General features: G+C 64.6%; 25 protein-coding genes. 12 read left to right on the forward strand and 13 right to left on the reverse strand.

Annotated features, from left to right (window positions below):
* Nucleotides 1-87 precede the first annotated feature (87 nt).
* The 8 genes from ACFWB0_RS09110 to fabG all read right to left on the reverse strand — a co-directional run bounded on the left by ACFWB0_RS09110 (nucleotide 88) and on the right by fabG (nucleotide 7106).
* Nucleotides 88-330, reverse strand: coding sequence for a hypothetical protein (locus ACFWB0_RS09110; RefSeq protein ID WP_378490111.1), 243 nt, complete (start codon nucleotides 328-330; stop codon nucleotides 88-90).
* 8 nt (nucleotides 331-338) lie between these two features.
* Entirely contained in the window at nucleotides 339-863 is a 525-nt protein-coding gene (locus tag ACFWB0_RS09115; RefSeq protein WP_378490112.1) for an aromatic-ring-hydroxylating dioxygenase subunit beta, read from the reverse strand.
* Nucleotides 860-2167: a Rieske 2Fe-2S domain-containing protein gene (locus ACFWB0_RS09120; protein ID WP_378490113.1), complete on the reverse strand. Its 1308-nt coding sequence runs from the start codon at nucleotides 2165-2167 to the stop codon at nucleotides 860-862. The genes ACFWB0_RS09115 and ACFWB0_RS09120 overlap by 4 nt, the downstream gene beginning before the upstream one ends.
* Nucleotides 2164-3885 (reverse strand): class I adenylate-forming enzyme family protein, encoded by a 1722-nt coding sequence (locus tag ACFWB0_RS09125; RefSeq protein ID WP_378490114.1) that lies wholly within the window; start codon nucleotides 3883-3885, stop codon nucleotides 2164-2166. The genes ACFWB0_RS09120 and ACFWB0_RS09125 overlap by 4 nt, the downstream gene beginning before the upstream one ends.
* A gap of 92 nt (nucleotides 3886-3977) precedes the next feature.
* Nucleotides 3978-4754 carry an enoyl-CoA hydratase/isomerase family protein gene (locus ACFWB0_RS09130; protein WP_378490115.1) on the reverse strand — a complete coding sequence of 259 codons (777 nt, stop codon included), beginning with the start codon at nucleotides 4752-4754 and terminating at the stop codon, nucleotides 3978-3980.
* A 1-nt stretch (nucleotide 4755) separates the two neighbouring features.
* Nucleotides 4756-5565, reverse strand: a complete 810-nt coding sequence (locus ACFWB0_RS09135; protein ID WP_378490116.1) for an enoyl-CoA hydratase/isomerase family protein — start codon at nucleotides 5563-5565, stop codon at nucleotides 4756-4758.
* 3 nt (nucleotides 5566-5568) lie between these two features.
* The gene (locus ACFWB0_RS09140; RefSeq protein ID WP_378490117.1) at nucleotides 5569-6360 is read right to left on the reverse strand and encodes an enoyl-CoA hydratase/isomerase family protein; all 792 of its coding nucleotides are present in this window, start codon (nucleotides 6358-6360) and stop codon (nucleotides 5569-5571) included.
* Nucleotides 6357-7106, reverse strand: coding sequence for a 3-oxoacyl-ACP reductase FabG (gene fabG / locus ACFWB0_RS09145; protein ID WP_378490118.1), 750 nt, complete (start codon nucleotides 7104-7106; stop codon nucleotides 6357-6359). Before fabG ends, ACFWB0_RS09140 begins: the two co-directional genes overlap by 4 nt.
* Before the next feature lie 119 nt (nucleotides 7107-7225).
* On the opposite strand from fabG, the gene ACFWB0_RS09150 reads away from it, so the two are divergent.
* Genes ACFWB0_RS09150 through ACFWB0_RS09165 form a run of 4 tightly spaced genes read left to right on the forward strand, consistent with a single transcriptional unit; the run spans nucleotide 7226 to nucleotide 10437 of the window.
* Complete coding sequence (locus tag ACFWB0_RS09150; protein ID WP_378490119.1) at nucleotides 7226-8023, forward strand: SDR family NAD(P)-dependent oxidoreductase; 798 nt, start codon at nucleotides 7226-7228, stop codon at nucleotides 8021-8023.
* Complete coding sequence (locus tag ACFWB0_RS09155; RefSeq protein ID WP_378490120.1) at nucleotides 8020-8667, forward strand: TetR/AcrR family transcriptional regulator; 648 nt, start codon at nucleotides 8020-8022, stop codon at nucleotides 8665-8667. Before ACFWB0_RS09150 ends, ACFWB0_RS09155 begins: the two co-directional genes overlap by 4 nt.
* The gene (locus ACFWB0_RS09160) at nucleotides 8664-9644 is read left to right on the forward strand and encodes an MBL fold metallo-hydrolase (protein ID WP_378490121.1); all 981 of its coding nucleotides are present in this window, start codon (nucleotides 8664-8666) and stop codon (nucleotides 9642-9644) included. The genes ACFWB0_RS09155 and ACFWB0_RS09160 overlap by 4 nt, the downstream gene beginning before the upstream one ends.
* Before the next feature lies 1 nt (nucleotide 9645).
* Nucleotides 9646-10437 carry an enoyl-CoA hydratase/isomerase family protein gene (locus tag ACFWB0_RS09165; protein ID WP_378490122.1) on the forward strand — a complete coding sequence of 264 codons (792 nt, stop codon included), beginning with the start codon at nucleotides 9646-9648 and terminating at the stop codon, nucleotides 10435-10437.
* 361 nt (nucleotides 10438-10798) lie between these two features.
* On the opposite strand, the gene ACFWB0_RS09170 is transcribed toward ACFWB0_RS09165, so the two are convergent.
* Together ACFWB0_RS09170 and ACFWB0_RS09175 are read right to left on the reverse strand one after the other, a co-directional pair.
* Nucleotides 10799-11128: a hypothetical protein gene (locus tag ACFWB0_RS09170; protein ID WP_378490123.1), complete on the reverse strand. Its 330-nt coding sequence runs from the start codon at nucleotides 11126-11128 to the stop codon at nucleotides 10799-10801.
* Nucleotides 11129-11143: 15 nt separating this feature from the next.
* Nucleotides 11144-12274, reverse strand: coding sequence for an SRPBCC family protein (locus tag ACFWB0_RS09175; protein ID WP_378490124.1), 1131 nt, complete (start codon nucleotides 12272-12274; stop codon nucleotides 11144-11146).
* Between the two features lie 138 nt (nucleotides 12275-12412).
* On the opposite strand from ACFWB0_RS09175, the gene ACFWB0_RS09180 reads away from it, so the two are divergent.
* From ACFWB0_RS09180 to ACFWB0_RS09205, 6 genes are all read left to right on the forward strand, one after another.
* The gene (locus ACFWB0_RS09180; RefSeq protein ID WP_378490125.1) at nucleotides 12413-13012 is read left to right on the forward strand and encodes a TetR/AcrR family transcriptional regulator; all 600 of its coding nucleotides are present in this window, start codon (nucleotides 12413-12415) and stop codon (nucleotides 13010-13012) included.
* Between the two features lie 116 nt (nucleotides 13013-13128).
* Complete coding sequence (locus ACFWB0_RS09185; RefSeq protein ID WP_378490126.1) at nucleotides 13129-14688, forward strand: long-chain-fatty-acid--CoA ligase; 1560 nt, start codon at nucleotides 13129-13131, stop codon at nucleotides 14686-14688.
* Nucleotides 14685-15758 (forward strand): MBL fold metallo-hydrolase, encoded by a 1074-nt coding sequence (locus ACFWB0_RS09190; RefSeq protein ID WP_378490127.1) that lies wholly within the window; start codon nucleotides 14685-14687, stop codon nucleotides 15756-15758. Before ACFWB0_RS09185 ends, ACFWB0_RS09190 begins: the two co-directional genes overlap by 4 nt.
* Before the next feature lies 1 nt (nucleotide 15759).
* Nucleotides 15760-16521, forward strand: a complete 762-nt coding sequence (locus ACFWB0_RS09195) for a crotonase/enoyl-CoA hydratase family protein (RefSeq protein ID WP_378490128.1) — start codon at nucleotides 15760-15762, stop codon at nucleotides 16519-16521.
* An 84-nt stretch (nucleotides 16522-16605) separates the two neighbouring features.
* Nucleotides 16606-17475 (forward strand): LysR family transcriptional regulator, encoded by an 870-nt coding sequence (locus tag ACFWB0_RS09200; RefSeq protein ID WP_378490129.1) that lies wholly within the window; start codon nucleotides 16606-16608, stop codon nucleotides 17473-17475.
* Between the two features lie 4 nt (nucleotides 17476-17479).
* Complete coding sequence (locus ACFWB0_RS09205; RefSeq protein WP_378490130.1) at nucleotides 17480-18364, forward strand: LysR family transcriptional regulator; 885 nt, start codon at nucleotides 17480-17482, stop codon at nucleotides 18362-18364.
* Between the two features lie 5 nt (nucleotides 18365-18369).
* Here ACFWB0_RS09205 and ACFWB0_RS09210 read toward each other — a convergent pair whose 3' ends face one another.
* Nucleotides 18370-19644: an amidohydrolase gene (locus ACFWB0_RS09210; RefSeq protein WP_378490131.1), complete on the reverse strand. Its 1275-nt coding sequence runs from the start codon at nucleotides 19642-19644 to the stop codon at nucleotides 18370-18372.
* A 123-nt stretch (nucleotides 19645-19767) separates the two neighbouring features.
* On the opposite strand from ACFWB0_RS09210, the gene ACFWB0_RS09215 reads away from it, so the two are divergent.
* Together ACFWB0_RS09215 and ACFWB0_RS09220 are read left to right on the forward strand one after the other, a co-directional pair.
* Nucleotides 19768-20874 (forward strand): class I SAM-dependent methyltransferase, encoded by a 1107-nt coding sequence (locus tag ACFWB0_RS09215; protein ID WP_378490143.1) that lies wholly within the window; start codon nucleotides 19768-19770, stop codon nucleotides 20872-20874.
* A gap of 30 nt (nucleotides 20875-20904) precedes the next feature.
* The gene (locus ACFWB0_RS09220; RefSeq protein ID WP_378490132.1) at nucleotides 20905-21540 is read left to right on the forward strand and encodes a trimeric intracellular cation channel family protein; all 636 of its coding nucleotides are present in this window, start codon (nucleotides 20905-20907) and stop codon (nucleotides 21538-21540) included.
* 9 nt (nucleotides 21541-21549) lie between these two features.
* Here the strand turns inward: ACFWB0_RS09220 and ACFWB0_RS09225 are convergent, their stop codons facing one another.
* Both ACFWB0_RS09225 and ACFWB0_RS09230 read right to left on the reverse strand, forming a co-directional pair.
* Nucleotides 21550-21741, reverse strand: a complete 192-nt coding sequence (locus ACFWB0_RS09225) for a hypothetical protein (RefSeq protein WP_378490133.1) — start codon at nucleotides 21739-21741, stop codon at nucleotides 21550-21552.
* Between the two features lie 161 nt (nucleotides 21742-21902).
* Complete coding sequence (locus ACFWB0_RS09230; RefSeq protein ID WP_378490134.1) at nucleotides 21903-22217, reverse strand: hypothetical protein; 315 nt, start codon at nucleotides 22215-22217, stop codon at nucleotides 21903-21905.
* Nucleotides 22218-22310: the final 93 nt, after the last annotated feature.

Consider the following 22310-nt stretch of genomic DNA (forward strand, 5'->3'; position numbering starts at 1 on the left):
TGGGTCCGACGCGGTCAGCCCATGAGAAGGTGGCGATCGGCGGCCGCCGCACCCAGCAGTGACCACGAGACGCGTCCAACGTCACCGTTATCGCAGTGCGTCCGGGACCTGGCCCTCGCGCCAGCGGTCGGAGGACGGATCGAGCAGACTTTCCAGATGCTCGTCGCGCAACCACACGATCGTCTCGAGTTCGAGCGCGTCGAGGTACCGCACACGGCCGGTCTTCAAGTCCTCGAGCCGCAACCGCGGGCCGAGACCCGCGTGGTCGATGTCGACACGTACCTGCGCGAACTCGCTGTGAACGACTCCGGTCCTGGCCTCGGTAGTCATGCTTACTCCTAGATCAGAAAGCCGAGTGTGGGAAGCGCTTCGGCGTTGTCGACGAGAACGACGGTCTTTCCGACGAGCCGGATCTCGTTGTCGACGACTCGGATGCGATAGGTGTAGCGACCCGCCCACACCTCCTTGCCGCGCGGCTTCGATTCGTACAGAACGAAGTTTGCTCCGACGACGGTGTCGGTTACGCCGGGAACCTTCTCTTCGACGCCGAGAATCTCGACGTTCCCGAGTACCCGCCTGAGATGCGAGGGTGGCGACTGCGCGTATCGCTTTCCGGTACGCAACTGTTCGAGCCGAGTATTGATACGGCGACGGTTGTCGTAGACCACCGACACGTGCTTCATCGGATCGTAGTCGCCACCGTCGACGGGAACCCAGTACAAGGCATCGTCGGTCCACAGTGCCTCCCACGAGTCGTAGTCGTGTTCGTCGGCGTAACGTGCTTCCTTGTACAGGAACTGTTTGATCTGGCGGATATCCGTCAAATCGGTTGCAGGGCGGTCGGTGTCGAATGCGATGGTCACTTGTCCGTTCCTTCCACAGGTTCGGGGGCCATGAGGCTCTTGTAGTTTCGCCAGAATGCCCGCATTGCGGTCTCGTCGTTCGCAGCACCGATCGTGTGTCCACGCTCGTCGATGCTCTCCCGTTGCACACCGCGACGGATGTCGACCCATTTCGGGTCGCGCATACCGACACCCACTTGGTTCCGCTCGTACATTTCCGTGTCGTCGGCAAGCAGCATGCCGGCCGGTCCGACCGAGCCGATCGACTGGGACACCATGCGCGAGTTCAGCTCGGGCGCCCCCTTGAGTTGCACCGCGGTCGAGTACTGGACGCATTCCTTCTCGGAGACGGGCTGGATGTTGAACACCTGGATCTCCGCAATGAACAGGTTCGGAAAGATCATCACATGGGGAGCGCCTTCGATCAGGATTTCTTCTGCGCCTTCTCCGTGCTTCGCGCGCATCGCGGCCACGTAGTCCGGGACGCGGTCTTCGGTGGTACCGAACCACTTCATCGGCTCGTTCATCCGGCGGAACTCGGGACGCAGGTCGTTCTCACTGTGTCCGTTGCCGAATGCGCGCGTCACCGAGGTCGCATTGTCGCTGTAGAGCTCACCGATGTGGCTGCCGGTGACCGAGAAGATCGAGCCGTGGACGAACTGCGGGTGGTATCCGTCGGTTTCGTTTTCTGCCAACAGCTTCCAGTTGGCTCGTGTCTTGTGCCGCAGCCAGCCGGCGGTCAGCTCGACCTCGCCTTCGGGGGACAGTCGTGCGAGGCGATCGAGCTCACCCGCAGCATCACCGAGATGCTCGAGCAGGGTAGGACCTTCCTCGGCAAAGCTTCCGAAGACGAAGCCGTGGTAGACGGCGACACGCGGGACCTTGCCCATATTGAGGTTCAGCTTGCCCTTGCCGCCGTAACCCTTGTTGTAGGGGTAGCCGAGCATGTCGCCATTGTTGCGGTAGGTCCAGCCGTGGTACGGGCATCGGAAGGACCCGGCGTTACCCGACGGCTCGTCGCACACCAGGTTCGCCCGGTGCGCGCACCGATTCAGCAACAGGTGGATTTCGCCTGTCTTGTCGCGCGTCATGATGACGTCCTGCGGACCGAGCTTCTTGCGAATGTAGTCGTTCGGCTCGGGGATCTCGCTGGCGTGACCGACGAACACCCATGTGCGGTACCAGATCCGCTCCAGTTCATCGGCAAAGACATCGGGGTTGGTGTACAGCGATCCGTGGATGCGTTCCGGCTGGATCAAGGTGTCGTACTCGACGCGCGGCGCACGATCGGGAACCGGGGCAGCGAGAGGTTCGGTGAGCGTCATGACTTCTGCTCCAATCTGTCTGAGACACGTTGCGTCGCGGCCTGTTGGACCAGCCGAAACTTCTGGATCTTTCCTGTGGGGGTCTTGGGGAGGTCCTCGGCGTCGAGGAACCACACGACCTTGGGGATCTTGAACCGGGCAAGGCGCTCCTTGCAGTATTCGATGACCTCATCTTCGGTGATGGTCGATCCCGGCGTGCGGACGACAGCCGCACATCCGATCTCACCCCAGCGCTCGTCGATGAGTCCGATGGCGTACGCCTGCGAGATGTCGGGATGCGCGGAGAGTAGCTCTTCGATCTCCTTCGGCATGACCAGTTCGCCGCCGCTCTTGTAGAGTTCCTTACTGCGGCCGGTGATCTCCACGTACCCATCCGGCCGGACGCGTCCGAGATCTCCTGAGAACACCCAGTTGTCGCGGAGACCGTTGGCTGTCTCCTCGGGCTTGTTCCAGAATCCGAGCATGTTGGTCGGTCCCTGGGAGACCAGTTCGCCTTCTTCTCCGTCCGGGAGGAAGTCACCCGTCAGAGGGTCGACCGTCCGGTAGACGGTGAGCGCGCCGTTGTGGTCGGCAATGCCCGCGGAGCCTGCCCATTTCGGCTGCCCGGCGGTCGTCGAAGTCAGTTCGAACGGATCCTCGGGTAGCGTCAGAGTCATTGCGCCACCGCATTCGGTCATGCCGTATCCAGTGACGATCTCAGACGCCCCGAGCAACTTCTCTGCCTTCTCCCACAACCACACCGGACCAGGTGCGGAACCCGACAGGACGGCCTGAAGGCTCGACAAGTCGTACTTCACGACGTCCGGATGCTCGAGGATCGCGACGGTCATGGTCGGGACACACAGGATGTCCGTCGCGCGGTGTTGTTCGATCCCGCGCAGGTAGGCGGCCGCGTCGAATTTCGGTTGCAGGATCACGGCGCCGCCGACGACCATCGTGGCCATCAGGCCTTCCACATACCCGAACATGTGGTAGCAGGGTAGCGAGAACAGAACGCGCCATCCGTCGTCGTACGCCCTGGTCAGCGCGGAGGCGTAGCCGGTGCGTTGTGCAGCATCGTGCGCGATCATCACGCCCTTGGGCGATCCCGTGGTGCCGGAAGTGTAGAGGATATCGGCAAGGGATCGGGGATCGATCTCGAGCTCTGCCGAGACGCCTGCCTTCTCCCGTCCGAGGGTACCGAGATCCTCGAGCATGCGGACGCCCGGCCGAGTACGCCCGTCCGTCGAGAACAAGATGACATCACGGAGGAGAGGCAGGTCGTCCGAAACCTCACCGCGGTCCCAGCCCGGGGCGATGTTGTCGAGCATCTGCGGGTAGTCCATGTCCGCATACCCGGTCATTGTGATCAGGATCCGACATTCAGACTGTCCGAGCACATATTTCAGCTCGTCTTCCCTGTAGAGGAAGTTCATCGGAACTGCGACTCCACCCGCCCGGGCTACTGCGAACTTGACCGGGACGAACTCGGTGTAGTTGGCCATGACGATTCCCACGTGCTCGCCGGGCTTCAGGCCGAGGGCAATGAGCCCGTCTGCGAGGCGAGTTGCCCACGCGTCGACCTCGCTATAGGTGGTCGTACGGTCGTCTGTGATCACGAGAGGGCGGTCGGCGTACCGCTCTGCGCAGAATGCGAGCCAATCACCGAGAGAGCGCTCGGTCCATTCGGGGAAGAGCGACGTGATGTGCTCGCGACGTCGATCGAGGGCTGTCGACATTCCGAGTGCTCCTTAATTTCGACTTGAATTTAGATTAAATAGTTTGGCCCGATCAAGCAACCCCAAAGCTCGAGTACCGCGTGTCCGGCAGCTCAGTGTCCGCGGAATTGCGGTGCCCGCTTGGCGTGGAACGCCTCGATCCCCTCAGCGAAGTCCGCGGTGTCGAACAACCGGGCCTGGGCCTGCGCCTCGAATCCGAGCACGTCGGACGGGTCGGCTGCCCAGCGACGCCAGAGTTGCTTCATCTCGCGAAGAGCAAGGGGTGGGGCGGTTGCGATCTGTTCTGCGTCCGCGATGGCGCGGTCGAGGGTCGTGCCGGCAGGCACCGTCTCGTCGACCAAGCCCAGCCCACGTGCCTGTACACCACTCAACCGGCGCGGCAACAGCATGAGCTGCTTCGCAACTGCCGGACCGACTCGAGCAGGCAGGGACGAGAACAGGCCCATGTCTCCCGCGAGCCCCACTCCGGTGAACGCCGTCCCGAAGACTGCCTCCTCGCTTGCCACCACGCGGTCACACGCGGCGGCCAGGGAGACTCCCGCACCGAACGCGGCACCCTCGACGGCAGCGACCACCGGCTTCTCACTGTTCCAGATCGCACGGATCACCCGGTTCGCCGCCTCGACGCGGGGAACGGCTTCCTCCGGCCTCATCCGGCGCATGGTCGAGATGTCGCCGCCCGAGCAGAACGCACGTCCCGCACCGGTGAGGACCACGACGCGAACCCCCGCATCGCCCGAGGCCGACTCGAGTACCTCAGCGAGTTCGACGCGGAGGACGAGGTCGATCGCGTTCCGCCGCTCCGGACGGTTGAGAGTGACAATGCGGACTGGCCCCCGGTCCTCGGTCAGCACCGTCGACTCACCCATCTCAGCGTCCTTCGAATCGTGGCGATCGCTTCTCGATCACCGCTGCAAGACCCTCGAGAGAATCCGCTGTCCCGGACAACTCGGAGACCGTGCGGGCCTCCTCGTTGAGGCGGTCCGAGACCGTGGCGCCGACGCCACCCCACAGGAGCCGTTTGATCGCGGCGACGGCGAGCGGCGCGGTCTCGGTGAACTTCCTCGCGTACGCCTCGGTTTCGGCGACGAGATCTCCGGCAGGAACCACCTTCGTCAGAATTCCGAGATCTAGAGCTTCCTTGGCATCGAGCACCGGGTTGGTCAGCAGTATCTCTGCGGCTTTGCGCAAGCCGACGAGTTGCGTCAAGGTCACCGACGCTCCACCGTCCGGGGCCATCCCGACCCGGACCGCACCCGACATGAACTTCGCGTCCTCGGTCGCTATGACGAAATCGGATGCACACACCAGTCCGAATCCTCCACCACCCGCCGCAAATCCGTGGACGGACGCGATGACCGGAACTTTCAGCTGGATGAGCGCGGAGGTCGCGATCTGTAGCCAGGCAGTGGCTTCCCGAAGGTAATCAGGGAGCGCCTCGCCTTTGGATGCGAAGGTCTTCACATCACCACCGGCGCAGAAGTGTCGGCCTTCCCCGGACAGAATCGCGACACGCGCGGCCGGCTCGGAGTGCACTCGCAGGATCGCTGCGTGCAGCGCCTGGAGGAACGGCACATCCATGCCGTTCGACGCGTCGGGTCGATTGAGACGGATGCGAGCGATCCCGTTCGACTCGAGATCCAAGAGGACGGGGCCGTCGGAAATGAGGTGCTCGGCCATAATTCAAGAACCCTTCTTTTCGGTGAAGGCTTCGATGCCTCCACCACTGGTGTCCTCGGACAGGTGATCGAGAACCGTGTCCGCTTCCATGGCGATGCCGTCCGAGAGTGGTAGCTCGAGGCCTGCGTGGACGAGGCGCTTGCTTCGCGCGAGCGCCGTTCGATCCTTGCCCGCCAGCTTGTGTGCGAAATCGGATACCTCCGAGTCGAATTCGGATGCGGGTATCACCTTGTACGCCAGACCCCATGCCACGGCATCGGCCGCGGACAACCGGTCGCCAGTGAGGATATGTGCGAGCGCACGCTGTTTGCCCACCACTCTCGGCAACCGCTGGGTGCTACCGCCTCCCGGCACCATTCCGTGGTTGGAGTGGGTGTCTGCCACTTTCGCCTTCTCGTGAACCAGGACGATGTCGACGGACTGCATCAGCTCGAAGCCCCCGGCCATTGCGAAGCCCTCGACCGCCGCGATCACCGGAACGTCGAGCTCCACGATCGTGGCACATGCGCGCGCGAAGTTGGCGAACAACGGCGCCATCGCCTCGCGTCCCTGTGCACGCAACGATTGCAGCTCGTTGAAGTCACCGCCGACCGAGAAATTGCCGCCTGCCCCGCGGATGACGATGACGTCGACCTGCGGTTCAAGGGTGCGCAGGGCCGCTTCCAGCTGGGTGCCGAGCGCAACGGTGATCGCGTTCATGGCCTCGGGGCGGTTGAGGAGAATTGTGCCGACCCGATCGTCGATCGAGGTCTCGACCACCGCACTCACTCCGGCGCTGGTATCGGTGCCGCTCACATGTACCGCCCCCCGCCGACCTCGATGACCGCGCCTGTCACGTAGCTGGACAGATCGGAGGCGAGAAACAGGACCGTGCCCGCGACCTCGTCGGGTGTCCCGGCCCGCTTCATCGGGATGTCTGCCTCCCGCGCGGCGAACACGTCCGGCGGCATCGCCTCGGTCATGGCCGTGCGAATCAGACCCGGTTGCACGGCATTGACGCGCACGCCACGGTGCGCGAGTTCCTTGGCTGCCGATTTCGTCAGACCGACGACGCCGGCCTTCGCTGCGCTGTAGTTGCTCTGTCCGGGATTTCCTGACTTCCCCGACAGCGATGACATATTGACGATCACGCCGCTCCCGGCCTCACGCATGATCGCGGAGGCATGCCGGACTCCGAGCCACGTGCCCTTGAGGTGCACGTTCATGACGGCCTCGAAGTCGGACACACTCATCTTCCGCAGTGATGCATCGCGGGTGATACCGGCGTTGTTCACCCAGATGTCGAGGGCGCCGAACCGATCAACGGTCGTGATCGCTGCCGCATGCACAGCATCCTCCGAGGTGACGTCGCACCCCAAGCCGATCACCTTCGCTCCGGTCTCTCCGGACAGTTCCTTTGCAGCGGCTTCCGCACGTGCCTGGTCGACATCGACGAGCACGACCCGTGCACCGTTCTGAGCGAGCCGACGTCCGATCGCCAGCCCGATTCCTTGCGCCCCGCCGGTGACCACGGAGGACTTTCCTTCGACCAGACCATTCATCGGTCGGACCTTCCCGTCATACGTTCGATTTCGATCTCTCGCGGGCAAATGCTTTTGAATCGAACATAAATTAAGCTACCGTCGGAGTCAACGGGAGCTACTCGACGGAAGGACCCACCATGGACCTCGGACTCACAGATGCGCGTGTACTTGTCACCGGCGGTGGTTCCAATGTCGGTCGCGGGATCGTCCACGGATTCGCCCGAGAACGGGCACGCATCGCAATCTGCGACATCGACGGAACTCAGGCAGAGAAAGTTCGCGCCGAAGCCCTCGAACTCGGGGCAGCCGAAGCCGAGGTCATCGCAGAGGATCTCACCGCAGAGGGCGCCGGCGAACGCACAGTCGGCACCCTTACCGAAAAGTGGGGCGGGATAGACGCTCTGGTCAACAATGCGGGGTGGAGCGACGCCGAGTTCTTTGCGAAGGACACCGACCGCGGCCGCTGGCAGAAGACCATCGAGATCAATCTGTTCACCGCCATCGCATGCACTCAAGCTGCACTCGGCCCGATGCGCGACGCCGGCGTGGGGTCGATCATCTTCATCTCGAGCGACGCCGCCTTCGGCGAGATTCGTCAGGGCATCTACGGCAGCACAAAGGCCGGACTGATCGCGATTGCCCGAACCGTCGCGAAGGAGCACGGCCGAAACGGCATTCGATCCAATGTGGTCTGCCCCGGGTTGGTACTCCCGGAGGACGAGAATGCAGTCGGTGCAACGAGTTTGTGGGCAGTGGGACGCGACAACGTGTTCAACGACAAGCAGATCGAATCGCTCGAGAAGGGGATCCCCCTGAGGCGGCTCACCACTGCGCACGATGTCGCCGACAGTGTCGTCTTCCTCAGCTCGGAGAAGGTCTCGCGGCAGGTCACGGGTCAGGTCCTGTCCGTCAGCGGTGGATATTCCATGCCATGAACAGCACCAGAACGGCAGTCGCCGACAAAACCAACAGCCGTGGGAAATCCGAAGCCACCCGCGAGCGAATCCTGTTCGCTGCTGCAAACGTACTGAGCCGGAAGGGCTATTCGGCAACTCGGCTCAGCGAGATCGCAGAGGCTGCCGACCTCCGTGCTCCTGCCGTGTACTACTATTTCGCGTCCCGACACGACTTGATCTCCGAGGTTATGATGGTCGGACAAACTCGACTGCGCGAGCATGTCATGAGCATTCTGGACGCGCTCCCCACTGAGACGGAGCCGATGGATCGGATCTGCGCAGCCGCGGCCGCGCACCTGGAGGTCGAACTGGAACTGTCCGATTTCGCCACCGCCGTCACCAGAAACACCGGACAGCTACCCGACGACATTCGTGCGCGGTTGCGACACGACAGTCAATTGTATTCTCGCCTGTGGCGCGAAATGGTCGAGTCGGCGTATGACGCTGGACAGGTACGTGCAGACCTGGATCGGCGCGCAGCGATCAAGCTCATCATGGGCGCGTTGAATTGGACGCCCGAATGGTGGGATCACTCCCAGGGATCGATCGCAGAATTGATCGCGACGACGCAGTCCCTCATCCGACATGGACTCGGTCCGGTCCCGAAAGGCCAACTCCCGTGACAGAGCCACTCACCGATCGAATTGCCGACGGCATCCACCGCATCCCGCTCGCGCTACCCCTCGACGATTTGAAGGTGATCAACGCATACGCCTTCGAATCCTCTGCAGGTCTTGTTCTTGTCGATCCGGGATGGGCAACCGTCGAGACCGAACGCACGCTCACAGCAGCGTTGAAGGAGCTCGGCTACCCCCCGCATGATGTGACGAAAATAATTGCCACGCATGCTCATTGGGATCATTACACACAGGCCGTCAGGTTGCGCAACGAGTACGGCAGCATCGTCTACCTCGGAGCCGGCGAACGGCACTCTCTCGACGCGTTCGCCACGCTCACCGGGCCCTATCCTCGACAGGCCGACCTGCTGCGGGAGGCGGGCGCTCCCGAACTCGCGCAGTACATCGACACCATGCCGTACCAAGCCCACGAAGTCGGGCTCCCGTTGGACGCTCCGGATGTGTGGATGCACGACGGTGACGTCTTCGATCTCGGTGACCGCACACTGACGGTTCACGAGATGCCCGGTCATACGCGAGGGCACATGGTGATTTCCGACGAGGCCGCCGGTGTGATGATCACGGGTGACCACATCCTTCCCCGCATCACCCCGTCGATCGGATTCGAACGCGAACCTGAGGCCCTGCCACTCGGTTCTTTCCTGTCGTCGTTGCGAGCCACGCTCGAACTTCCCGATGCACAGATGCTTCCGGCCCACGGACGAGTGACCGGCAGTGTTCACGACCGCGCACGAGAACTCCTCTCACATCACGATGCGCGTCTGGCCGAGATCTGCGACCTCGCCGAGGATGGGCGCTCGCCACACGAGATTGCTCAGGCACTCCCGTGGACACGGTACGAACGACGCCTCGAAGACCTGAATCCCGTGCACCGCATGGTCGCGATCCTCGAGGTCGCCGCACACCTCGACTACGACCGGTCCACAAAGTCCGGTCGGGCCGCTACCCCTTCAAGGAGCTGACATGCACGAGAGCCGCTGCACCGTCACCGTTGGCGAAGACGGAGTTGCCCAGCTGCGCCTGACACGCGTCGCCAGTCGCAATGCGATCGACCTGGCGATGGTCGAGGCGATCGCTCATGCGACCGAGATACTCCAGGCAGACGATCGCATCCGCAGTCTGCTGATCAGCGGCGACGGCCCGGCATTCTGCGTCGGTGGGGATCTGAAGTACTTCACGGATCATCTCGATACCCTGTCCGACGAGTTGAAGACGATGATCTCGCTGTGGCATCGCACGCTTCCGCAGCTCTCCGAGCTGCCTTACCCCGTCGTGACAGCAGTCCACGGTGGTACTGCCGGTGGCGGTCTCGGTCTGGTCTGGTGTGCGGATCATGTCGTCGCGGGCGAGAGCACCAAAATCGCCACGGGATTCTCAGCCTTGGGGCTCTCCGGCGATGGAGGAAGCTCGTGGCATCTCCCGCGTTTGGTAGGAATGCGACGCGCAAAGGAGATGATCCTCGAGAACCGCGTACTCGACGCGACCACAGCGCTCGAGTGGAATCTGGTGAACCGAGTCGTACCCGATACCGAGGTACTCGACACCGCGCTCGAACGTGCCCGGTGGTTCGCGACCCGATCGATCACCGCAACCCGCGAGTCCAAACAACTCCTGTCTGCGGCCACGTCGTCGACACACCGCGAACAGCTTGCCGCCGAACTCGATGCGATGATCGTGTGCGGATCCTCTTCGGATGCGCGTGCGGGAATCAAGGCGTTCGTCGAGCATCAGGCACCTGTTTTCAGCGACCGCTGAGACCCGCACACAACCTCCCGATCCGACTTCTGTGTGGCAGTTTCGACCGCCCATCACCTGCACGCAACCCGCCGTACCGCAAGGCGCAGCCTGTGCGGCGTTGACTGGAACCATGACCGAGACGCTCCGGCTCGCGGAGTACCCGCGGCCCACCCACACGCTCGTCCAGATCAGCGACACACACTTCACCGCAGGATCCGCCCCGTTGCACGAGGTCGTTGATTGCGAGCAGAAACTCGGCGATGTCCTCGACACCGTCGCCGCCACAGGCGTTCCCGTCGACGCTCTGCCCCTGACGGGCGATCTGACGGACGTCGGCGCCCCCGGTGCGGACCGCCGGTCGGCGGTACGCACCGTCGTGTCACGGCACCGGTTCGATCACAGCATCCATGCTCGCGGCTCCCGTGTCGGGCACCCGCGGCTGGTGCCATGCCTCGATGGGGAACGAGATGTTGATCAGCGAGTAGCAGACATGCAGGAGCCGGGTGGCATCCTCGGGCAGGTTCTCGAGGTCGAAGGTGTCGAGATATGCTGCCGCATCGGCGAGTCGGGGGAGCGCCGCGTCGTAGAACGACTGCAGTTCGGGCATCGTGCTCTCGAGACGCCGGCCGTAGCGCTGCGCCTCGGTCGGAAGCGCCCACTCGGCCCACGGCTCGAGGTCGGAAAATTCTGCGGGAAGCACTTGTGTCATATCGGCTTTCACTTCCTATCCGGTCGAGGTGGTTGCGGGCTGATGGGTCGCTACGTAGTCGTCGACGATGCTCTGTGCAGACGCGTGGAGATTGCGCAGGAGGACTTCCTGATCGCACAGCGGAAATTCCGACACCACACGGGTTTCGAGCATCTTCTGGGTGGCTTCGAGTGTGTTGGAATCCTGCAGTGCGAATTCCTTGAACGTGACCGCAGCAATCTCCTGACGCAAGCGGTCGGTGGCGTTGCGCGGCGGCGCCATGTACATCGTGCCTTCGAAAGTGTGGCGGTTGTACGCGGTCGGCCAGTAGTGATAGGTGAGGAACCAGCCTGGCTCCCACATGACGAGCATGAAATTCGGGAAGAAGACGTAGGAGTCGAGGCCCCACGCGGGGTGCTCGGCCGGATTGAGGCCGGGTGGCAGGTCGGCGAGCCCGGGGATGTCGGGTTTGTCCCAGGGCCCGAAGTTGCCGCTGCGCAGGATGCGTTCGATGGGCTTGACCATCGAGGGGTCCTTCGGAGGCGCCATCCCGCCCCACGATGACACCATTCCGTGCGGGCCGTCCACGTCGTAGTACAGGGCTTCGAACCCGTAGCGCTGAAGTTTCTTCGATTCCTCCGACGTGTACTGCTTCGAGTGGAGCACGGGAGCGTGATAGAACTCGGCGAACGCATCGATGTAGAGCTTCCAGTTGCTCCCCACATCGGATCGGTACTTGAACACCTGCGTCATCTCACCGAAGGGGAAGCCTTCGAGTCCGGCCGCGAACCTGCCGAGGCTCTCCCGCAGCGGAATGGCGTTCGAGTCGTCGAGATTGACGAAGACGAAGCCTTCCCACACATCGACCTGCACGGGAGCGTGGTCGGCTCCGCCGTCGATCGGGGTTCGGAAAGCTGCGATCTGCCCGTCGGCGTCCTCCGTGACCAGAACGGCGACGTCCGCAACGACGATGTCCTGGGTGTAGCGGTGAGCATCGTTCCGAAGTTGTTCGACGCGGCCGACATTGAGCCAGGAACGCTTGAAGATCGCCTCGCGTTCGAGCTCGTAGTGTTCGGGGCTGATCGAGTCCTCGTACGACACCGGCGCAGTGTCGATTCCGTAGTGCTCGGTCCAGCTACCTTCCGGGGGCTTCGGGAAATGCGGCATTCTTCCAGGTCCTTCCGACCGGTGACGCTTGGGCGATGCAGTGTCTCGGGTGGCACCCGATAACATGACCGTCAGTCCAGTTCGACGCGTAACCGACGATATGGACCGACAGTCCACTTGTCAACGGAAGGCTTTTCGATGCCGGATCGACCCTCGAAGAAGGAGCGGAGCGACGCGGCGCGCAATCGTCGCGCGATCCTCGACACCACCGACGCCCTTCTGGCCGCCCACGGCTCCGAACACGTGTCGATCGACCAGATCGCGGCAGCAGCCGGCGTCGGCAAAGGCACGATCTTCCACCGCTTCGGAAGCCGTGCGGGCTTGATGCGAGAACTCGTGCGCGAGCGCGCCCTGACCCTGCGCGACGCCGTGACCGACGGTGAGCCACCCCTCGGCCCGGGGGCACCCGCACCCGACCGCCTCCTGGCCTATTTCGACGCGATGTTCCAGCTCATCGTCGACAACGTCGAGCTCATGATCGCGTACGGCAATTCCACAAGCGACGCACAGGAAGACGAGATCAACGTGTTCTGGGCGCGACACATCGCGTCGCTGCTGACAGAAGCACGACCGGACGTCGACGCCACTGTCCTCGGCCGGGTGCTCCTCGGTGCACTGAACCCCGATGTGATCCTGCAACACATCCGGGCCGGCCAGACCGAGCGGCTCGCCCACGCTGTGCACAGCCTCGTCGCGTCTGTCGTCGGTGAACCCGACGCTACCTCCCGAAGCACATAGGTTTGCCCTATCGCTGGATGCGGCCGCAGGACTTTGTCGTCGTCGTAACACCCGTGATCGACTGGGATTCCCCGGACCCGTAGTCCGCGCGGACAGACGTCGATCAGGAGTGTCTTGTGAGCGAACTGCACCTTCCCAACCGCATCCGGCAGCTGGCGGTCTCCCAGCCGTCGGCACCTGCGGTCACGGCCGAAGGCACAACCCTCACCTACGCAGAGTTCGACTCGTACACCAACAAGGTGGCCACAGCACTGACCACCCTGGCGACATCACCCGGCCGGGTCGGTGCACTGCTCCGCATGGGTCTGCCCGGCGCGGCGGCGTTCGTCGGTTGCGCGAAGGCCGGGTTCGTCTTCACCCCCATCAACTGGCGGCTCAACCCCGATGAGATCGCGTGGATCGCGGCGGACGCGCAGCTCGGTGTGCTCATCGTCGAGGCGGACTTCACCGAGGCCGCCCGCGCGGTCGCCGCCGCCCTCCCGGACGTGCGCATCATCGTTGTCGGTGAAGCAGCCCTCGACGGTGCCCGCAGCTGGGACGAGCTGGTCGCCTCCGGTGACGCCACCGATCCGGGCCTGGGCGATGATCCCGAGACCGCGGTCCTGCAGCTCTACACCTCGGGCACCACAGGGAAGCCCAAAGGTGTTGTTGCCGTGCATCGCAACCTTTACAACGTGCAGGAGAACTTCGAGCTCTACGAGTTCGAGGACGATTCGGTGTCGTTGAATGCCCTGCCCCTGTTCCACATTGCCGGTTCCGGGTGGACCAGCACCTGTCTGTCTGCGGGTCTGCATCTGGTGCTGCTCGGCGAGATGCGCCCCGCGCTGGTGGCGGCAACGATCGCCGAGTACGGCGTCACCCACGCATTTCTCGTGCCCTCCGCGATCGGCATGATCCTCGAGCTGCCCGACCTCGCCGACTACGATCTGTCGAGCCTGAAGGTGGTCGCATACGGGGCGTCACCGATCACTCCGACGATGCTCGCGCGCACAATGGACACTCTGGGCTGCCGCCTCGTGCAGCGGTACGGGATGACCGAGACGATGGGCGCGCTCACCGCACTCCGCGCCGACGATCACGACCCGCACGGAACACGCACCTACCTGCTGCGCTCCGCGGGGACACCGCTGCCGGGTACCGAGGTGCAGATCCGCGACATCATCACCAGCGAACCCCTGCCTCAAGGCGCCACCGGGGAGATCGTCTCGCGGTCACGCAACAACGTCTCGGGTTACTGGCGGCGCGACGCCGAGACCGCCACCCTCTACACCGCCGACGGGTTCCTGCGCACCGGCGACGCCGGGCACATCGACGAGGAAGGCTACCTGTTCGTCACCGACCGCGTGAAAGACATGATCATCACCGGTGGGGAGAACGTCTACCCCGTCGAGGTCGAAGCAGTACTCGCCGAACATCCCGCCGTCGCAGAGGTGGCGGTGGTCGGCCTGCCCGACGAACGCTGGGGCGAAGCCGTCACCGCCGTCGTCCGACTCGTCGACGGCGCGCCGCGCCCGACGGAAGCCGAACTCGTCGCGTTCACGACCGAGCGGCTTGCCTCGTACAAGAAGCCGCAACGCATCCACATCGTCGGCGAACTACCGCGCAATGCGAGCGGAAAGATCCTCAAGCGCACCCTGCGCGACACCCTCGGAAGCCGGGAGGGATCGACATCATGATCATCACCGAAGACGTCGGCGTCGCCCAGCGCGAGGCCTGGGCAGCCAAACGACTACCTCCCGTCGAGGAGGTCCGGCCCGGACTGTGGTCGATTCCCGTCCCGATGCCGCACAACCCACTGCGTTACGTGCTGAGCTACGCGCTCGCCCTCGACACCGGACTGGCCTTGATCGACCTGGGTATGGACACCGAGGAATCCTGGCAGGCCCTCGTCGACGGTGTCGCGCAGACCGGCCACCACATCACCGACGTGCGATATGCCGCGATCACCCACCTGCACCCCGACCACTTCGGTCTCGCACCGCGACTCCGCGAGACCACGGGCGCCGCGATCGCAATGCACGCCGCCGAGGCAACGGCACTCGGGCACTTCACGCATGCCGATGTGGCAGCCGACGTCGAGGCGTGGCGGGTGGACCTGACCGACCTCGGTGCTCCGGACGACGTCGTCGAAGCACCCCGATTCGATCTCGTCCGGTTCCCTCCCGGCACCTCCGCCGACGTCGTCCTCGAGGGCGGCGACCGCCTCGACCTCCCCGGATGGAACATCGAAGCGGTGTGGACGCCCGGACACACACCGGGCCATCTCGCCTTCGTGGACCGCGACAACGACCTACTGTTCAGCGGCGACCACATGCTCCCGCGCATCAGCCCCAACATCTCGTCGGGCCCGGGCGAACTCGACTCCCCGTTACACCGGTACCTGTTGTCGCTGCACGCCACCACCGCATTACCCGACTGCGAGGTGCTGCCCGCCCACGAGTACCGGTTCCGCGGCGTCGCCGATCGCGCTCGGCAGCTGATGGCACACCATGACGAGCGTCTCGACGAGATCCGCTCGGCCGTCGGCGCGGACCCCCAGTCGACGGCGTGGGAGATCACGACGCGTATCACGTGGTCGCGGCCTATCGACGCGATGGACCCGCGTCTGTTGCGGCTCGCCGTTCGCGAAACCCAGGCACACCTGATCGTTCTCGCCGACCGAGATGTAATACGTTCGGATGGTGGAACTCCCGCTCGCTGGAGTCTCGCTACCCCCGCTGTCGACCGGAATACGAAGGAAAACTGAAATGAGCGTTGTTCTCACCGAGTTCGCCGACGGTGTCGCCGTCTTCACCCTCAATCGCCCCGAGGCCAAGAACGCCGTCACCCTCGAAGTGTCCGAGGCACTCGCCGCCGCGATCGACGAATTCGAGGCGCGCCCCGACCTGACCATCGGCATCCTCACCGGCGCCGGTGGAACATTTTGCGCCGGCATGGATCTGAAGGCCTTCTCGCGCGGAGAACGCCCGTCGATCCCCGGCCGCGGTTTCGGTGGCATCACCGAGGCTCCGCCCACCAAGCCCCTGATCGCCGCGGTCGAAGGCTGGGCACTCGCCGGCGGCTGCGAACTCGCACTGTCCGCAGACCTGATCGTCGCGTCGCGCGAAGCGAAGTTCGGCATCCCCGAGGTCAAGCGCGGACTTGCCGCCGCAGCCGGTGGTCTGCTGCGGCTGCCGAAGATCCTGCCTTACCCACTGGCCATGGAGATGGCCATCACCGGCGACCCGCTCACCGCCGAGGTCGCGTTCCAGCACGGCCTCGTCAACCGGATCACCGAACCCGGCGAAGCACTCACCGTCGCCAGGGAACTCGCTGCACGTGTCGCTGCGAACGGTCCGCTCGCGGTGAAGGCCACCAAGCAGGTCGTGGCGATGTCCGCGAAGTACACCGACCCCGACGCTTTCGCCGCACAGCGCAAGTTCATCGACCCGGTGTTCGCGTCGTCCGACGCCCAGGAAGGCGCCAAGGCATTCGCCGAGAAGCGTGCTCCCGTCTGGACGGGCGCGTAGGTAACGCGAGCAGGCCGGGTGTTCGGCGGAGCGCGCGAGCGCACCGCCGAACACAGCAGAACACCAACCACCTAATATGAATGGGTGGACCTGCACCTTGTGACCTACTTCGTGGCTGTCATCGACCACGGTGGAATCACGAAAGCCGCGCAGGCACTCTACATCTCACAGCCATCGCTGTCGCAGGCCATCCGCACACTCGAACGACGGCTGGGTACGACCTTGTTCGACCGCACCGGTCGACGCCTCACCCTGACCGACGACGGCCGGACACTCGAGGTGGCGGCGCGCCGCATCCTCGCCGACGTCGACCGCGCGAAGAGCAAGGTCGCCGCGGTCCGCGAACTCGAGTCCGGTCGCGTCGACATCGTCACCTTCTCGGCGTTCTCCATCCATCCCGTCGTCGAACTCGTCCGACGGTTCCGTGCCCGCCATCCGGCCATCGTCGTGTCGATCTCCGACGCCGAGGGCCCGGCCGGGGTGCACTCCGCACTGCGCCGCGGTGAGGCCGAGATCGGGGTGACCGATCTGTCGGTCGAGCATGCGGGCATGATCACCGTCCCCCTCCTGGAGCAGGAGATGGTCCTCGCCTTGCATCCCGACCTCGCCGTCGGGCTTCCCGACCCGGTGCCACGCGAACTCGTCCGCAAGGTGCCCCTGGTCATCGACCTGGGGTCACCTGCAGACGCCGCGAAGACCGGTGAGTTGCTCGGCGCAGACAATGTCGTCATCGACTGTGCTCACCCGACCGCCATCTGGGGGTTCGTGATGCGCGGTACCGGCGCGACCGTGGTGCCGCGCCGAGTCGCGGAACAGCAGATTCCCGGTGCCGTCGTCCTGCCGCTCGATCCGCCGCTGAGCCGCCCGGTCGGGCTCGTTCTGCGGGCCGGAGAGCCGTCGCCGGCGGCGGCCGCATTCATCTCGGCGGCAACCGGCACGAAACCGGGAGCGTAGACACATGGAATTCCGTCAGATCGAGTACTTCCTCGCAGTCGTCGAGAACGACGGCATCAACGGTGCTGCGGCCGCGCTCGGCGTTGCACAACCGACGGTGTCACAGGCCCTGCGCAGTCTCGAACGCGAGCTCGGGGTGCAGCTGTTCCACCGCATCGGCCGGGGCATGGTCCTGACCGCAGCCGGACGTTCCCTCATCGGCCCGAGCCGTCAGATCCTGCGTGATGTGGGCGGGGTCGAGGAATTGCTGACCTCGAGTTCTGCCGAGGTCACGGGCCGCCTCGACCTGATGGTGTTCCCTGCACTCGCGACCGGCCCGATTCTCGATCTGATCGCCCAGTTCCGGCGCGCGCACCCGAAGGCGACGGTGCGCTTCGGCGACCTCCGCAACGAGCGTGATTCGGCTTCGGTGATCCGCGACGGACACTGCGAGTTCGTGGTCGCACATCTCCCTCTCGAGGGCGGGCTCGGACTCGAGGTCATCGAGCTGGGGGAGCAGGAGTACTGGCTCGCGTACCCGCCGGGTACCGAGCTGCCGTCGGGTCCGATCACGCTGTCGGCGATGCCCGCGATCCCCATGGTGTTCGTGCCTCGCGGAGGCGGAACCTTGAGCGACGAGTTCGACCACGCGATGCGCCAGGAAGGTAACCGGCCTCACATTGCAGTACTCGCCAGCCACCGCGAGGCGCGCCTGCCGATGGTATTGGCGGGCCTCGGCGGCTCGCTCGTGGAGCGGTCGCTCGCGGAGTCGGTTCGTGACATCGCGGTGGTCCGGCCCGGCGAGCCGAATTTCACCCGCACATTCGGCCTGGTATTCGATCCCGCGTCGCTGTCGAAAGCCGGGCGTGCGTTCGTCGACCTGGTGACGTCGGCAACGAACCGAGCCTGAGCGGATCAGTCCTTCGCGAGCCAGGCGAGTGCGGCGACGACGAGCGCCTCTACTCCGGTGTCGAGTGTGGGCTGCACGACCGGCGCGAACGCCGGTGAGTGGTTGACCGGGATGTCCTGTGCGACACGGCCCTGCTGCACGGCGTTCTGATAGGTCGACGGGTCGATACCGCCGATGCCCCAGTAGGTATACGGCACGCCGAGCGCGTTCGGAATGTCGCTGAAGTCTTCGCTGGCCGTCTGCTGAGGCATTTCGCGGTACCGGTCACCGAAGAACTCCCCGAACGCGTCGGCCACCCTGCCGGTGACCTCACTGTCGTTGTCGGTCAGCGGAAAACGTTCGTAGAGTTCGAATTCGGGATCTCTCGGCGAATCCGAGGCCTGACATTCGGCGGTGACGATCCTGCGGATCGCGCGCAGCATCTCCTCGCGGGTGCCCTCGTCGTAGGTACGCATGTTGAGCTGCAGCACCGCGCTGTCGGGGATCACGTTGCCCTTGCTGCCTGCGTGGACACTTCCCACGGTGAGAACAGCCGATTCGCCGGGCGCGGTCTCCCGCGACACGACGGTCTGGAGACGCACGATGATCATCGCGGCGAGCACCACGGGATCGACCGCGGCCTGCGGCATCGAACCGTGCGCCCCGCGTCCGTACACGGTGATGCGCATGCTGTCGGCAGCGGACAGGACCGCACCGGTTCTGGTGCCGACGTGGCCGGCCGGTGCCGGAAGGACGTGCTGAGCGAGCGCGACGTCGACGTCGACGTCGGTCAGCAGGTCAGCGAGTCCGTCGTCGACCATCGTGCGGGCACCGTCGCCGGTTTCCTCTGCCGGTTGGAAGAGCGCCACAAGCGTGCCCTGCCAGTGCGGTAAACCCTGCCGAAGCAGATCCGCCGCCCCGAGCAGCGCCGTGACGTGCACATCGTGTCCGCACGCGTGCATCACGGGGACGTCGTTGCCGTCGCCGTCGGCGGTACGCACGGCGCTGGCGTAGGGGAGGCCTGTCGCTTCCTTCACCGGCAGCGCGTCCATGTCTGCACGTAGCAGGACCGTCGGGCCGTCCCCATTGCGGAGCACCCCGACCACGCCGGTGCCGCCGATGCCTGGGAACACCTCGTATCCGGTGACCCGGAGTCGGTCGGCCACCTTCTTCGCGGTCTCGTGTTCCTGGTGCGACAGTTCCGGGTTCGCGTGTAGGTCGCGGTAGAGGTCCTCGAGGCCGGCACGCACCTCGGAGAGTTTCTCGAGTACGCCACTGGCTGCGTTCGACGAAGCGCTCATGCCTGAACACGGTAGCGCGGCTCGGTGCGAAAATGATTCGAACGGCAAACGACCGGTGACACCTGCAGGGTCGAGGGCCACGATGGTAGACACCATTCGTTCTCCTCTACGGAGATGACAGCCATGTCCACCGCGATTCCCGAACAACCTTCGACTTCTGTCGCCGATACGAACTCGGTCGACGCCTACGCGCAGCGCATCGTCGATGCCACCCTCGGCGCGATCGACGTGTTCTCCATCTATCTCGGCGACCGGCTCGGCTGGTACCGCAGTCTCGCCTCCGATGGTCCCGCCACCGCCGACGAGCTCGCCACCCGCACCGGAACCCATCCGCGGTATGCACGCGAGTGGCTCGAACAGCAGGCGGTGACCGGGTTGCTCTCCGTCGACCACGACGATCCTCCGTGCTTCACCCTGTCGCCCGCCGGCGCGGAAGTGCTCACCGACGAGCGAAGCCTGGCGTATCTGACTCCGCTGCCTCGCATCCTGACCGGAGGCGCGATGCAGATGCCTGCGCTGCTCGAGGCGTATCGCACCGGAGGTGGGGTCGGCTGGGCGCACTACGGAAGCGATGCACGGGAGTCGCAGGCCGATGTGAACCGGCCGTGGTTCGAGCTGGCGTTGCCCGGGGCGCTGCAATCGGTACCCGAAGTCGACGACCTGCTCCGCACACCTGGGGCTGTGATCGCCGACATCGGTTGCGGTGGTGGATGGTCCACCATCGCGCTTGCCCGCGCCTATCCGGACTCCATGTTGCACGGATTCGACATCGACCCGGCCACGGTCGAGCTCGCTCGTTCGAATGTGGAATCGGAACAAGATGTGGCACAGCGGATCACGATTGCCGAAGTGGATGCGTCCGGGCTACCGGAGGTGGCCTTCCAGGCGGTGTTCGCATTCGAGTGCATTCACGATATGCCGCAGCCGGTGCAGGTGCTCGCGGCAGCACGCCGCGCGCTCGTGCCGGGCGGTGCGGTGATCGTGATGGACGAGGCCGTCGGAGAGGAGTTCACCGCGCCGGGAAACGAGGTCGAGCGACTCATGTACGGCTACAGCTTGATGTTCTGCCTCCCCGACGGGATGAGCCGGCAACCGAGCGTAGGGACGGGCACCGTCATGCGTCCCGCCACCCTGCGGAAGTATGCGCAGGAGGCCGGCTTCACCCGGATGGATGTCCTCCCGATCGAGGATTTCAGTTTCTTCCGGTTCTACCGGCTGTCGGGCGGGTGAAAACCTGCCACATCCGGTAGACAGTCGAGAATGCCCACCGAATCGACGCTGCTGTTCGTTCTCGATCTGACCGGCACGTTCGTCTTCGCACTCAACGGCGCGTTGACCGCGGTCCGCGCGGCACGGCTCGACATCGTCGGCGTGATCACGCTGGGCATGTTCACCGCACTGGGTGGCGGGGTGATCCGGGACATCCTCCTCGACGCGTTACCGCCGGCCACGTTCCTGGACTGGCGTTATCTCGCGGTGGCGGCAGCAGGTGGGTTGATTGCGTTCGCCCTGAGTCGGGTACTGGACCGCCTCGCTCTCCCCATCACGGTTCTCGATGCCATCGGCCTGAGCGTGTTCGCGGTCCTCGGCGCAGCCAAGGCTCTGGCCCTCGACTTCGGGATCCTCCAGGCGGTCCTCGTCGGTACGATCACCGCGGTGGGCGGTGGAACCATCCGCGATGTCATGGTGCGTCGAATTCCCACGGTCCTGACCAGCGAGCTCTACGCGATTCCTGCTTTGATCGGCGCGCTCGGGTTCGCGACCGCGTACTCCCTCGGTTTCGGCGGAACAGCCGCACTCCTCGGCGCTGCCGCAGTGTGTTTCGCGATCCGGATGGTCGGCGTCGGCTTCTCCCTGAATGCACCGAAGCCGCCCGGACAACCACTCGGTCCTTAGTGGTCCTGGTCAGAAGTTCGTCGGGGGTTGTTTCCACGCGGTGGGGTCGGCGAGGTAAAGCCCGCAGGCACAGTCGAGAGCCTCTCCGGGGGCGCCGGTGGGATTGCAACTCGGCAGGACCGAGTCCTGATACTTGCCGTTGCTGGCCAGATAGATCGCAAAGCCCCAGATGCGGGCCGAACCCAGGTAAGGCAACCGCATCAGCGGTAGCGCTGTCCCGTCGGTGAGAGTGGCCTCGACGTAGGCGAAGGTGCCCCAGAGCCGGACATCGACGTCGTGTATTCGAGACCAGCGGTCACTTGAGCCAAGGGCAGATGGACGCTACCTCGGCAGACAGAGGAGGATGGCATTCGACGAAGCAGTTAGGTCGCAGTCAGGATCTCTTTCAGAACGGCTTCCTGAAAAGCCCGTGCTTGCCGGCCTGACGGCGGGGGCTCACCGGACCGTGCGGCAATCGACTGCTCGATCACCGCGACCGGCCGGTAGCCTGCCGAGAGTAGCTGGCGCCCTGCGTCGACCTTGGACAGCCACCTCCCGTAGCGATGTCGGACCAGCACCCGGCAGGCCCCGAATACTGCGTCATCGGCTCCGGCTGCAGGTCGGTCCTCAGCCTCACTCAGCAGCGCCATCCACCAGTGCAGCGAGTCGATGAGCAGGCTCCGCAGCTCATCCGGCATTGACTTCCTCCCCCGCGTGAACACGGAGGATTCCTACGCAGCCTCACCAGATGGTGCGGTCTGTTCAGCGGGTTCCTGCTTCACCGGGTCCGC

It is taken from the genome of Rhodococcus sp. NPDC060086, from assembly GCF_042730275.1.
Taxonomy (GTDB): domain Bacteria; phylum Actinomycetota; class Actinomycetes; order Mycobacteriales; family Mycobacteriaceae; genus Rhodococcus.

Excerpts from the sequence above, each read along its gene's own strand:
- ACFWB0_RS09195 (WP_378490128.1), top strand. The coding sequence starts at position 15,760 with ATGAGCGTTGTTCTCACCGAGTTCGCCGACGGTGTCGCCGTCTTCACC.
- ACFWB0_RS09205 (WP_378490130.1), top strand. The coding sequence starts at position 17,480 with ATGGAATTCCGTCAGATCGAGTACTTCCTCGCAGTCGTCGAGAACGAC.
- ACFWB0_RS09155 (WP_378490120.1), top strand. The coding sequence starts at position 8,020 with ATGAACAGCACCAGAACGGCAGTCGCCGACAAAACCAACAGCCGTGGG.
- ACFWB0_RS09215 (WP_378490143.1), top strand. The coding sequence starts at position 19,768 with ATGTCCACCGCGATTCCCGAACAACCTTCGACTTCTGTCGCCGATACG.
- ACFWB0_RS09175 (WP_378490124.1), bottom strand. The coding sequence starts at position 12,274 with ATGCCGCATTTCCCGAAGCCCCCGGAAGGTAGCTGGACCGAGCACTAC.
- ACFWB0_RS09210 (WP_378490131.1), bottom strand. The coding sequence starts at position 19,644 with ATGAGCGCTTCGTCGAACGCAGCCAGTGGCGTACTCGAGAAACTCTCC.
- ACFWB0_RS09125 (WP_378490114.1), bottom strand. The coding sequence starts at position 3,885 with ATGTCGACAGCCCTCGATCGACGTCGCGAGCACATCACGTCGCTCTTC.
- ACFWB0_RS09130 (WP_378490115.1), bottom strand. The coding sequence starts at position 4,754 with ATGGGTGAGTCGACGGTGCTGACCGAGGACCGGGGGCCAGTCCGCATT.
- ACFWB0_RS09180 (WP_378490125.1), top strand. The coding sequence starts at position 12,413 with ATGCCGGATCGACCCTCGAAGAAGGAGCGGAGCGACGCGGCGCGCAAT.
- ACFWB0_RS09120 (WP_378490113.1), bottom strand. The coding sequence starts at position 2,167 with ATGACGCTCACCGAACCTCTCGCTGCCCCGGTTCCCGATCGTGCGCCG.
- ACFWB0_RS09230 (WP_378490134.1), bottom strand. The coding sequence starts at position 22,217 with ATGCCGGATGAGCTGCGGAGCCTGCTCATCGACTCGCTGCACTGGTGG.
- ACFWB0_RS09165 (WP_378490122.1), top strand. The coding sequence starts at position 9,646 with ATGCACGAGAGCCGCTGCACCGTCACCGTTGGCGAAGACGGAGTTGCC.
- fabG (WP_378490118.1), bottom strand. The coding sequence starts at position 7,106 with ATGAATGGTCTGGTCGAAGGAAAGTCCTCCGTGGTCACCGGCGGGGCG.
- ACFWB0_RS09110 (WP_378490111.1), bottom strand. The coding sequence starts at position 330 with ATGACTACCGAGGCCAGGACCGGAGTCGTTCACAGCGAGTTCGCGCAG.
- ACFWB0_RS09150 (WP_378490119.1), top strand. The coding sequence starts at position 7,226 with ATGGACCTCGGACTCACAGATGCGCGTGTACTTGTCACCGGCGGTGGT.
- ACFWB0_RS09225 (WP_378490133.1), bottom strand. The coding sequence starts at position 21,741 with ATGCGGTTGCCTTACCTGGGTTCGGCCCGCATCTGGGGCTTTGCGATC.
- ACFWB0_RS09190 (WP_378490127.1), top strand. The coding sequence starts at position 14,685 with ATGATCATCACCGAAGACGTCGGCGTCGCCCAGCGCGAGGCCTGGGCA.
- ACFWB0_RS09220 (WP_378490132.1), top strand. The coding sequence starts at position 20,905 with ATGCCCACCGAATCGACGCTGCTGTTCGTTCTCGATCTGACCGGCACG.
- ACFWB0_RS09170 (WP_378490123.1), bottom strand. The coding sequence starts at position 11,128 with ATGACACAAGTGCTTCCCGCAGAATTTTCCGACCTCGAGCCGTGGGCC.
- ACFWB0_RS09135 (WP_378490116.1), bottom strand. The coding sequence starts at position 5,565 with ATGGCCGAGCACCTCATTTCCGACGGCCCCGTCCTCTTGGATCTCGAG.